Below are 10,685 nucleotides of genomic sequence, written 5' to 3'. Positions count from 1 at the left end.
TCTCGTGAACAGTTCGCGCACGGAGCGCTGGAGGAGATCACGAGAACGGGGTCATGCGTAGAGGACGGCGGCGTCGGGTCGGACCCGGACCGTCAACGTGCTGACCGACCCGCGATCTCGGCCGTCGACGGCCACTCGCAGGCCGGACAGCGCCGGGAACTCGACGTGGCGGACCGACCGGGTCGTGATCTGCGGGTGCGGGAGGTGGCTGGCGTTGCGGAGCCGACGGCGCACGGCGAGGCGTTGACGCGCCGACATCGAACCGTCGATCTGGAGGACCTCGGCTCGTCCGTCGTTCGGATGGCCCCGTGGAGCGACGTCGTGCTCGCCCACGAACTCTGCGTTCATCACCGCGACGACCGGCCCCCGCAGCCAGCTGCCGCGCCACCACGGCAGATGGGCGACGACGTGAGCGACCGCATGCACGACGGTGCCGTCGAGATTCACTTCGAGCAGGTCGAGCGGCAGTTCGTTGAGTTCCTCGCGGCCGTCCGTCGACGTGCCCCCGATCGTGCGCCACAGGTCGCCCGATGCGACCGCCGTCGGACGCTGCGTGGCGTCGTTCAACCACTCGGCCAGTTGCACGTCGTCGGCGGCGACTCGCAGATCCGCCGGCCGTGGGACCGCGGACCCCCACGTGGTCCCCTTCGAGATCGTCATCCGGGAGCGGACCCGTCGAGGACGACACCTCGCCGGGCACCGTCGACCGCCGCCGACGCGGCCTCGCGGACCGAGCGTTCGGGCGCGACCGTGGCGACCTGGCGCAGGAGGTCGATCAGTTGCTTCATCGTGCGCACGAAGTCGCCGCCGGTGAGTTCCTCCTCGTCGACGATCTCGGCGAAGCCCTCCCCTGCCACCCAGGCGTGAGCGATCGCGGCGAACGTCGGGTCGGGCTCACGGTGCTCGCCGAGACCGACGGAGCGCTCCTGTCCGCGCAGGTCGGCGCTGAGCGCGTCGAGACGGTTCCAACGCGTCCGCACGTCCTTCGACGAGAACCACGGTGCCGGCGGCGGCTCCGGACTGCGATGTTCGTAGACCACGCAGGACACGATCGCGGCGAGGTCGGCCGATGACAGGTCGTGGAGGAGATCGGCGCGCAGCATCTCGGCGACGAGCAGGTCACACTCGTGGAAGATCCCGGCCAGCATGTCCCCGTCGCTCGTCAACTCCCACGCATCGACGTCGGCATACCCGTAGCGATCGAGCAGGGTGAGCACGCGGTCGAACTCCTGACCGAGCGACTGGTTCTTGTCGGAAACGCGCGACTGGAGTCGGTCGATCTCCTGGACGAGTCGTTCGGCTCGACCGGCGGCCTCGACCCGCCGGCGCAGATCAGGGTCGCGGGCGACATCGAGTTCGTCGGAGCGGATCTGGCGGTCCGCGCCGCGGTCGTTGCGCTGCTGGCGCTTGTCGGATCCGATCTTGGCCGTACGCAGACGCTTTCCGACGTCACGCCGGTAACCCTTCCGCTGGGGGCCGAAGTTCGGCGGAAGCTTGATCGAACCGACGGGCTCGGGCAGATCGACGAGGTCGTCACCGTCGATCTGCATGACCTCCTCGCTCTTCGTGATCACCGTGAGGCGGACCCCTGAACGACGATGTGCGATCGCGACCACGGCCACCGGGCCGCGGAACTCCCCCTTCGAGACGCGGATGATGGCCCCGGGTTTGAGCTTGGCCATCGCGCCACGCATCTGCCCCGCCGATGCCTGACGACGCGCTTGGCGATTGTCGGACTCGCTGCGCCGCAGATTGCGGTATTCGTCGATGTCGCCGTACGGGCTCTCGGCCTCCGCGAGTTTCTCGGCGAGGGTGGCCCGCTTCCGTTCGAGTCGCGCTTCGATCTGCACCACGTCCCGGTCCGCCTGGAACTGGGCGAACGACAGGTTCAACAGACGGTGTGCTTCCGGAGCGGTGTGCGTGCGGATGAGGTTGGCGGCCATGTTGTAGGTGGGGCGGAACACCGAACGAAGGTGGAATGACGAACTCGACGCCAGCTGTGCGGCTTCGTCGAAACGCACCCACGGCGTCCACATCACGATCGCATCGCCGGTCTCGTCGAGACCACGTCGGCCGGCGCGACCGGTGAGCTGGGTGTACTGACCGGGCGTCAGCTGCTCGTGGTGGTCACCGGTGAACTTGGTCAACTTCTCGATGACCACCGAACGCGCCGGCATGTTGATCCCCACCGCGAGTGTCTCGGTCGCGAAGACGACCTTCACCAACCCGGCGATGAAGCACGCTTCGACCACTTCCTTCATCGCCGGCACCATCCCGGCGTGGTGCGCGGCGAGACCGGCTTCGAGCTGTCGGACGAATCGGTCGTACCCGAGCACGTCGAGATCGTCGGGATCGAGCCCCGCCAACCGTTCCTCGACGATCGCCCGGACCTGCGCTCGTTCGGCATCCGAGGAGAGCACGATCCCGGCGTCGAGGCACGTCTTGGCGGCCTCGTCGCACTGGGCACGACTGAAGATGAAGAAGATCGCCGGCAGGAGTCCCCGCTCGTCGAGCAACTCCACGGTCTCGATGCGTCCGGGTGTGGCCAGTCGTCGCCCGCCTCCCGGCGCTCCGCGGCGATCCCGGCCTCGACGTTCGTCGCGACGCGGGCGGCGCCGCGCCGCAGACTCGTCGAGGCGCAATGCGTCACGGTTGATCCCACCGCCGACGAACATCTCGAGCAGGTGCAATCGGTTCTCGTCCCGGTCGGCGACGAGGTACTTGTTCGACAGTTCGACCGGACGCTGGCGTTCGACGACCGATTCGGTCGGGCCGCGGACCGTGCCGATCCAGTCGGCGAGTTCGGCGACGTTGCTCACCGTGGCCGACAGGGCGATCAACCGGACATGCTGTGGCAGGTGGATGATCACCTCCTCCCACACGGGACCGCGGTACGTGTCCTGGAGGAAGTGGACTTCGTCGACGACCACCGTGCCCAGCGCGCTCAGGTCGCGTCCGGCGTAGATCATGTTGCGGAGGACCTCGGTCGTCATCACGACGATCGGCGCATCGCCGTTGATCGAGTTGTCGCCGGTCAGCAGACCGACGGCGTCCTCGCCGTGGATCTCGACGAGGTCGCGGTACTTCTGATTCGAGAGGGCCTTGATCGGCGCGGTGTAGAACGATCGACGACCATCGATGCGGTCGGCGGCGATGCCGTACTCGGCGACGACGGTCTTGCCGCTCCCGGTCGGTGCGGCCACGACGACGTGTCGACCCGCATCGAGGGCGTCGAACGCGTCGACCTGGAAGCGGTCGGGTGCGAAGGGCAGGGTCGCGATCAGATCGCTGCGGTCAGGCCGGACGGTCATCGCTCAGCTCAGGCGTTCGCGCTCGCTCGCCGACGTCCGACGAGGTAGCCGATCAGGACGGCGACGAAGTACAGCGCGATCATCGGGACGGCGAGCATCATCAGGGTCACCGGGTCGCCCGACGGCGTGATCACGGCGGCCAGCACGAACACGCCGACGATTGCGTAGCGCCATCCGCCGAGCAGCGCTCGCGGCGACACCACCTTCACGAGCTGGAGGAACACGAGCAGGACGGGGAGCAGGAACCCCACGCCGAACGCGAAGATCATCAGACCGACGAGGCTGATGTACTTCTCGATGCCGAACACCTGGTTGACGCTCTCGCCCGACCACGAGATGAGGAACTCGAGTGCACGCCCGACCGTGATGTAGGCCATCGTGGCGCCGGCACCGAACAACACGACCGACGACACGACGAAGGGGATGGCGTACTTCTTCTCCTTCGCCTCCAACGCGGGAACCACGAATCGCCAGACCTGCCACAGGATCACCGGAAGCGCGACGATGATGCCCCCGTACATTCCGATGCGCATGCGAGCGGCGAAGCCCTCCGTGGGGCTGAACGCGTTCAGCCGCTGGTCGGCGGGCGGACAGAACGAGGTCGGTTTCGAGTCGCAGAGGTCGTTGTACGGCTGTGCGAGGAACGTCAGCACGGGCTCGTAGAACGCGATGATCAGCACCGCCCCGATGACGACTGCGAGTGCAGATCGAATGATCCGGGTGCGCAATTCCGCCAGGTGCTCGGTGAGCGTCATCGTGTCCGACGGCGGGGAGGCCGTCGCGGTCATGCGCTCTCCTCGTACGGATCCTCGGTCGGGTCATCGAACGGATCGGCCGGACGCGGCTCGACGGACCGGTCGGGATCTGCGACGGAATCCGCATCGAGCGTCCGTTCGGCCGCTGCCTCGGCGGCCAGTTTCTCGTCGGCGCGGTCGGCTGCGGCCGCAGCGGCTGCGGCCCGTTCGGCTTCTTCTGCGACCCGTTTGGGGTCGGCCTGGTCCTTGATGAGATCGGCAGTGGCGCGCATTTCGCGCATCGGCTCATCGATCGCCGATTTGAACTCGTTCTGGAAGCCGCTCGACATCTTGCGCAGTTCGTTGTAGGTCTGCGTCGCACGTTTGATCGCACCGGGAAGCTTCTCCGGGCCGAGCACCACGAGAGCGAGCAGCAAGATGAAGATGATCTCGCTGCCCTGCAGATTGAACACGGGTCGAGTCTACGACCATGACATCATGATCTGGAATGCAACAACGCCTCCCCTCCCGCCTCGATCCCCCCGTCGCATTCGCCCATCGGGGCGCTCGCGTGCACGCTCCGGAGAACACCCTCGAGGCCTTTGAGCTGGCGCTACGGCTCGGCGCGACGGGGCTCGAGAGTGACGTCTGGGTGACCGCCGACGGCGTCGCCGTGCTCGACCACGACGGTGTCGTTCGGCGGGGGGTGCGGCGGATTCCGATCGCACGCATCGATGCGGTGGACCTTCCCGGGCACATCCCGAGCCTGCGCGGACTGTACGAGACGTGCGGAGCGGAGTACCACCTCTCGCTCGACATCAAGTCGCCAGACGCCTATGCGAGTGTCGCCGAGGTCGTCCGGAGCCAGGGAGATGACGTCGCCGGGAGGACCTGGCTGTGTGATCCGGACTTCGATCGACTGACGCAGCAACGGTCCGGCCTCGCCGATTTCCGGCTGGTCCATTCCACCCGGCTCGCGAAGCTCACTGCGGGTCCGGAGCTCCACGCCGCGCGACTCGCCGAGGCGGGGATCGAGGTGATGAACATGCACCACACGGACTGGAACGGCGGTCTCGTGGTTCTGTTCCACCGCTTCGACCTGCTGGCGTTCAGTTGGGATCTGCAGTTCGAGCACCAGCTCGAGACGGCCGTCCGCATGGGCGTCGATGCGATCTACAGCGACCACACCGACAGGATGATGGACGTGATGACCCGCGAGGTCGGCACGCCCTGACGGGCTGCTACAGCCAGGTCCAGTTCGACCGGGGCCAGAACACCACGAACGCCCGACCGACGAGATCATCCTCGGAGATCGGACCGAGGGCACGGCTGTCCTGCGATCCGCTGCGATTGTCACCCATCACGAAGACGTGATCGTCGGGGACGGACACCGCGTCGAAGTCTCCACCACAGCCGGGAGCGATGACCTCCGGGTCGAGATACGGCTCGGACAGCACCCGCGAGGTCCCCGAATCGTCGTCGGTGATGCGTACTTCGCAGTTGGTCATCTCGATCGACTCACCCGGCAAGGCGATGACGCGCTTGATCAGGTCCCGCTCGGAAGCACCGTCGATCTGGTGGAGCACGACGACATCGCCCCGATTCGGGTCGTGAAGTCGGTACGACAACTTGTTGACGAACACCCGGTCGCCGGTTTCGAGCGTCGAGTCCATCGACGACCCTTCGACGATGAAGTGCGCCAGGACGAACCCGCGTACGAGAAATGCAACGGTCAGCGCGACGACGATGACGACGATCCAGTCGAAGAACGCCCGCGCCCGAGGCCCCGGATCGTTGTCGTCGTCGAAGTCGATGTCGTCGGGGACGTCGATGTCGGAAGCGGAACTCACGAAACCACTACGGTACCCGGTCCCCTCGCCAGCCGATCGCCGCTCTCAGAGGGTTTCGATCAGCCGTTCGACACGTTCGTCACGACTCTTCAACGGGTCCTTGCACAGGACGGTGCGCTGCGCCTGGTCGTTCAGCTTCAGGTGCACCCAGTCGACGGTGTAGTCACGCTTGCGTTCCTTGGCCCGCTTGACGAACTCGCCGCGCAGTCGAGCCCGGGTGGTCTGTGGCGGCGTCTCGATGGCGGTCACGATGTCGTCGTCGGTGCAGATCCGCTCGATCATGCCCCGGTCCTGCAGCTTGTAGAACGGGCTGCGTTGGCGGCTGACGTCGTGGTACTGCAGATCGAGCAACTGCACCCGCGGGTCGCCGAGCGCCAAGCCGTGACGCTCGCGGAAGGCTTCGAGGAGCTTGTACTTGATGACCCAGTCGACTTCACGGTCGAGTTTCAGTGGGTCGTTCTCGATCGTCTCGATGCAGTGCTGCCACATCTCCAGCGCCCGCTGTTCCATCGGCGGGAAGCCTTGCGAGTCGGCGTAACGCAGCGCCCGGTCCAGATACTCACGCTGGATGTCGAGCGCACTGACCTCTCGCCCGTTTGCGAGGCGCACCGTGCGCCGGCACGTGATGTCGTGGCTGATCTCGCGGATCGCGCGGATCGGGTTCTCGAGGGTCATGTCCCGCAACACGACCTGCGGATCCTCGAGCATTCGCAACATGCACGCTGCGGCTCCCACCTTGACGAACGAGGTGTACTCGCTCATGTTCGAATCGCCGACGATCACGTGCAGTCGTCGGTAGCGCTCGGCATCGGCGTGCGGCTCGTCGCGCGTGTTGATGATCGGCCGACTCCGCGTGGTCGCCGACGACACGCCCTCCCAGATGTGTTCGGCGCGCTGGGCGATCGAGTAGCTCGCGCCACGCGCCGTCTGCAGCACCTTGCCGGCACCGGTGTAGATCTGCCGGCTGACGAAGAACGGAATCAAGACCTCGGCGTAGGTTCCCAGGTCGTCGTCGCGACGGGTCATGTAGTTCTCGTGGCAGCCGTACGAGTTGCCCGCCGAGTCGGTGTTGTTCTTGAACAGGTAGATGGTCCCGCGGATCGACTCCTCGGCGAGGCGTTCTTCGGCGGACTCGACGAGTTCCTCCAGGATCCGCTCCCCCGCCTTGTCGTGGACGACCACGTCGTAGATCGAGTCACACTCCGGCGTGGCGTACTCGGGATGGGAGCCGACATCGAGGTAGAGGCGTGCTCCGTTCTGCAGGAACACATTCGAGCTCCGCCCCCACGACACGACCCGCCGGAACAGGTAGCGCGCGACTTCGTCAGGGCTCAGCCGTCGTTGACCGCGCAGGGTGCAGGTGACGCCGTACTCGTTCTCGAGCCCGTAGATCCGTCGCTCCACCGCCGCAACCTAACCCAGCCCCACGTCGGGTGCCCGGTCAGGACTCACGCTCAGGAGCCGGCGAGCAGGTCGTCGACCTCGCTGCCGGGAACCCGCTGGAAGCAGCGCCGCCCATTGCCACGCGAAAGCGTCGCGACCTCGAGGTCGCCCGACGGGATCTCACGATCCGCCCCGCCGAGGACCGACACACCCGTGCGGACGGCCGAAGCCAGATCCATCGAGTCCGACCACTGCTCCTGGAGACGCTCGCGGATCGTCTCGGCGTCGCCGCCGATCGCCGCGTAGTTCCGCTCGTCGACGACCGTCCCGTCGTACAGGATGTGGAACATCTGATCGCCGGCGCCGTCGAGGCCGACCTCGGCGACGAGGATCTCGACCTCCATCGGCTTCATCTCGTGGGTGAAGATGTTGCCGAGCATCTGGGCGTAGCTGTTCGCCAGGCTGCGGGCGTCGACGTCGTCGCGCGAGTACTGGAACCCCTTGAGGTCGGCCGCACGAATTCCGGCGACGCGCAGTTGGTCGAACTCGTTGTACTTGCCGACGCCGGCGAAGGCGATGCGGTCGTAGATCTCGCTGACCTTGCGGAGCGTCTCGGAGGCGTTCTCCGCGACGATCGCGACCCCGTCCGTGTAGCGCATCGCGACCAGCGCTCGGCCGCGAGCGATGCCCTTCCGCGCGTAGTCGGCACGGTCCTTCATCATCTGCTCGGGGGCGACGTAGAACGGCATGCTCATTGCGTTTCGTTCCTTCCGTCGACCTCGGCGATGATCCGGGCGTAGCGCTCGGCGAGTTCATCGTCGCCGATGCGGTTCCAGCCGTCCTCGTCGATCGTCGCCACCACCGGATAGATGCCGCGCAACGCATCCGGTCCGCCGGTCGCGGAGTCGGCATCGGCCGCCTCCCACAGCGCCCGTGCCGCCAGATCGAGTGCATCGTCACGGCCGATGTCGCTGCGGAAACCGACCTTCACGACGGTTCCTGCGTGCAGGCTTCCGGAACCGGTGGCCACGTAGTCGCGTTCTTCGTAGCGGCCGCCGGTGGCATCGAAGTCCCAGAGCCGGCCCGTCGACCGGAGCAGGTCGTACCCGGCGAAGATCGGTACGACGACGAGGCCCATCATCGCGGCCTGCAGATTGCTGCGGACCATCGCGGAGAGTTGGTTCGCCTTGCCCTCCAGGCTGAGCGCCGAGCCCTCGACCTTCTCGTAGTGCTCGAGCTGCAGCTGGAACAACCGGACCATCTCCATCGCAGGACCAGCCGACCCGGCGATGGCCACGCCGCTGTGGCGGTCCGCCTGGACCACCTTCTCCATCGTTCGGTGCGAGATCAGGTTGCCGGAGGTGGCCCGCCGGTCTCCCGCCATGACGACACCGCCGTCGTATCGCAGCGCGACGCAGGTCGTGGCGTGCGGAACGCCGAGCGCTGTTGCGTCGAGCGTGCCGGCGGGTACGGCGCTTCCGTGACCGATGCGGCGGAGCAGGTCGGGAAAGTTGGCCCCGGGATCGTCACCTGGAGCGAAGAACGGCATCGCCACCGTTCACTCTCCGCCCTTCTGGACGTACGACTTCACGAAGTCCTCGGCGTTGGTCTCGAGGACGCCGTCGATCTCGTCGAGGAGGTCATCGAGTTCGGCCTTCAGCTTCTCGCCGCTCTCGGTCACGGGCGGCGCGGATTCCTCGACGGTTTCGCTGTCTCGACTCGTGGTCGGTTTCGACTTCTGCTGACGCTCTGCCATGGGCTCCCTCAGTTCGATTCTCCGAGACGGTCGAGCAGGACCCGAGCCGTCTCGCTTTGGTCGATCAACGTACCAACGTGGTCGGCGGTCCCGCGCAGCGGTTCCATCATCGGCACCCGACGCAGCGGATCCCGACCGATGTCGAAGACGAGCGAGTCCCAGTTCGCCGCCACGATGTCGTCGGCGAACTTCGCGAGACAGCGCCCGCGGAAGTACGCCCGTGTGGACGATGGCGGCTCCACCATCGCTCTGCGGGCTTCGTCGTCGCCGACCATCGTCTGCATCCCGACGCGGGTGGCGAGGCACCGTTCGGGCCGCAGGTCGTGGTACTGCAGGTCGATCGCCTTGAGCCTGGGCGACGCCGGTTCGAGGCCGTGCCGCTCCTGGATGCCCCGGACGAGTCGGCGCTTGGCCACCCAGTCGACGCGGTCGGCCACCGAGTCGGGGTCGCTCTCGAGACCGCTCAATACCGATTCCCAGCGATCGAGCACGTCGGCTCCGACGCCGATGCCGACCGACTCGAGGCCGTGGACCTGCTCGTACTTCCGCGCCCGCTCGAACAGATCCCACTGGATCTCGAGTGCCGTCGCGCGTTGCCCGTTCGCCAACTGCACGGTCTGGCGCAGGCTGGGGTCGTGACTGACCTGGCGCATTGCGGGAACCGGGTGGGCGAGCGTCAGATCATCTCCCAACTCGTCGTCCTCGATCATGGCGAGCACGATCGCCGTGGTACCGACCTTGAGGTAGGTGGCGACCTCGCTCATGTTCGCATCGCCGACGATCACGTGCAGTCGGCGATACTTCTGGGCATCGGCGTGGGGTTCGTCGCGGGTGTTCACGATCGGGCGCTTCAGCGTCGTTTCGAGACCGACCTCCTCCTCGAAGAAGTCGGCCCGCTGGCTCAGCTGGTAGCCGATGTCGTCGTGCGGTCGTCCCGGGAGTTCGCAGCCGACCTTGCCGGCGCCGGCGAACACCTGACGCGTCACGAAGTGCGGCGTGATCTGGCGCGTCAAGCGACCGAACGGGAGCTCCCGGGCCAGGAGGTAGTTCTCGTGGCAGCCGTAGCTGTTGCCCTTGCCGTCGGAGTTGTTCTTGTGGACGATGATCTCGGCGGCGTCGGGCAGCATCGAGCGCGCGGCGGTCATCGCGCGACGCACGATCTCGTCGGCAGCTCGGTCCCACACGACGGCTTCGCGGGCGTCACGAACCTCGGGCGAGGAGATCTCGGGGTGGGCGTGGTCGACGTAGAAGCGGGCGCCGTTGGTGAGCACCGCGTTCACGAGTGTCGTTTCGACCTCGGGTGCGAGCGCCGGGTCGAGCGAGTACCCACGGGCGTCGTTGGTCGGCTGCTCGTCGTCGAAGTCCCAGTCGACGCGCTGGGGCGCGGCCTGATCCCGATCGCCGGCCACCGCCGCGAGGTACGCGTTGATCAGCAGTGACGACGCGGAGACCGGGTTGTTGTCGCCCCCGCGCACGACGATTCCGTACTCGGTCTCGATCCCGCAGACCTTCGCCAGTGCCATACCCGAACGCTACTCCCCCGACTCGTCCCACCCGAGGCGCATCGCACGGATCACCCCGCCCCGCCTTCGCGCGCGATTCCCCGCCGCATCCCACGCCACCCCAGGCATCTCGTCGCGATTCGCCCCGG

The 10,685-nt window shown here is 66.8% G+C and carries 11 protein-coding genes; 1 reads left to right on the top strand and 10 read right to left on the bottom strand.

Going from position 1 to position 10,685, the window contains the following annotated elements:
• Positions 1-51: 51 nt before the first annotated feature.
• From ON45_RS14490 to ON45_RS14475, 4 genes are read right to left on the bottom strand one after another with little or no spacing between them, the layout of a single operon-like run.
• Positions 52-660 (bottom strand): diacylglycerol kinase family protein, encoded by a 609-nt coding sequence (locus tag ON45_RS14490; RefSeq protein WP_040494707.1) that lies wholly within the window; start codon positions 658-660, stop codon positions 52-54.
• A complete protein-coding gene (locus ON45_RS14485) occupies positions 657-3,311 on the bottom strand; it encodes a DEAD/DEAH box helicase (RefSeq protein WP_051063106.1) in 2,655 nt (884 codons plus the stop codon). Before ON45_RS14485 ends, ON45_RS14490 begins: the two co-directional genes overlap by 4 nt.
• An 8-nt stretch (positions 3,312-3,319) precedes the next feature.
• Positions 3,320-4,099: a twin-arginine translocase subunit TatC gene (tatC, locus tag ON45_RS14480; RefSeq protein ID WP_040494706.1), complete on the bottom strand. Its 780-nt coding sequence runs from the start codon at positions 4,097-4,099 to the stop codon at positions 3,320-3,322.
• The gene (locus tag ON45_RS14475; protein WP_040494705.1) at positions 4,096-4,518 is read right to left on the bottom strand and encodes a Sec-independent protein translocase subunit TatA/TatB; all 423 of its coding nucleotides are present in this window, start codon (positions 4,516-4,518) and stop codon (positions 4,096-4,098) included. Before ON45_RS14475 ends, tatC begins: the two co-directional genes overlap by 4 nt.
• A 35-nt stretch (positions 4,519-4,553) precedes the next feature.
• On the opposite strand from ON45_RS14475, the gene ON45_RS14470 reads away from it, so the two are divergent.
• Positions 4,554-5,279, top strand: coding sequence for a glycerophosphodiester phosphodiesterase (locus ON45_RS14470; protein WP_083915015.1), 726 nt, complete (start codon positions 4,554-4,556; stop codon positions 5,277-5,279).
• 7 nt (positions 5,280-5,286) lie between these two features.
• Here the strand turns inward: ON45_RS14470 and lepB are convergent, their stop codons facing one another.
• From lepB to dop, 6 genes are read right to left on the bottom strand one after another with little or no spacing between them, the layout of a single operon-like run.
• Positions 5,287-5,895: a signal peptidase I gene (gene lepB, locus ON45_RS14465; protein ID WP_051063105.1), complete on the bottom strand. Its 609-nt coding sequence runs from the start codon at positions 5,893-5,895 to the stop codon at positions 5,287-5,289.
• A gap of 45 nt (positions 5,896-5,940) precedes the next feature.
• Positions 5,941-7,299 (bottom strand): Pup--protein ligase, encoded by a 1,359-nt coding sequence (gene pafA, locus ON45_RS14460; protein WP_040494703.1) that lies wholly within the window; start codon positions 7,297-7,299, stop codon positions 5,941-5,943.
• 50 nt (positions 7,300-7,349) lie between these two features.
• Positions 7,350-8,033 carry a proteasome subunit alpha gene (gene prcA / locus ON45_RS14455; RefSeq protein WP_040494702.1) on the bottom strand — a complete coding sequence of 228 codons (684 nt, stop codon included), beginning with the start codon at positions 8,031-8,033 and terminating at the stop codon, positions 7,350-7,352.
• Positions 8,030-8,827: a proteasome subunit beta gene (gene prcB, locus ON45_RS14450; protein WP_241432213.1), complete on the bottom strand. Its 798-nt coding sequence runs from the start codon at positions 8,825-8,827 to the stop codon at positions 8,030-8,032. The genes prcA and prcB overlap by 4 nt, the downstream gene beginning before the upstream one ends.
• A gap of 9 nt (positions 8,828-8,836) precedes the next feature.
• The gene (locus tag ON45_RS14445) at positions 8,837-9,034 is read right to left on the bottom strand and encodes a ubiquitin-like protein Pup (RefSeq protein ID WP_040494700.1); all 198 of its coding nucleotides are present in this window, start codon (positions 9,032-9,034) and stop codon (positions 8,837-8,839) included.
• 8 nt (positions 9,035-9,042) lie between these two features.
• Entirely contained in the window at positions 9,043-10,557 is a 1,515-nt protein-coding gene (gene dop, locus ON45_RS14440; RefSeq protein ID WP_040494699.1) for a depupylase/deamidase Dop, read from the bottom strand.
• Positions 10,558-10,685: the final 128 nt, after the last annotated feature.

This window comes from Ilumatobacter nonamiensis YM16-303 (assembly GCF_000350145.1).
Taxonomy (GTDB): domain Bacteria; phylum Actinomycetota; class Acidimicrobiia; order Acidimicrobiales; family Ilumatobacteraceae; genus Ilumatobacter_A; species Ilumatobacter_A nonamiensis.
This window is presented reverse-complemented; position numbering and strand designations above follow the sequence as displayed.

Coding starts and splice junctions, on each gene's coding strand:
- ON45_RS14445 (WP_040494700.1), bottom strand. CDS start 9,034: ATGGCAGAGCGTCAGCAGAAGTCGAAACCGACCACGAGTCGAGACAGC.
- ON45_RS14470 (WP_083915015.1), top strand. CDS start 4,554: ATGCAACAACGCCTCCCCTCCCGCCTCGATCCCCCCGTCGCATTCGCC.
- tatC (WP_040494706.1), bottom strand. CDS start 4,099: ATGACCGCGACGGCCTCCCCGCCGTCGGACACGATGACGCTCACCGAG.
- ON45_RS14490 (WP_040494707.1), bottom strand. CDS start 660: ATGACGATCTCGAAGGGGACCACGTGGGGGTCCGCGGTCCCACGGCCG.
- ON45_RS14485 (WP_051063106.1), bottom strand. CDS start 3,311: ATGACCGTCCGGCCTGACCGCAGCGATCTGATCGCGACCCTGCCCTTC.
- prcB (WP_241432213.1), bottom strand. CDS start 8,827: ATGCCGTTCTTCGCTCCAGGTGACGATCCCGGGGCCAACTTTCCCGAC.
- dop (WP_040494699.1), bottom strand. CDS start 10,557: ATGGCACTGGCGAAGGTCTGCGGGATCGAGACCGAGTACGGAATCGTC.
- prcA (WP_040494702.1), bottom strand. CDS start 8,033: ATGAGCATGCCGTTCTACGTCGCCCCCGAGCAGATGATGAAGGACCGT.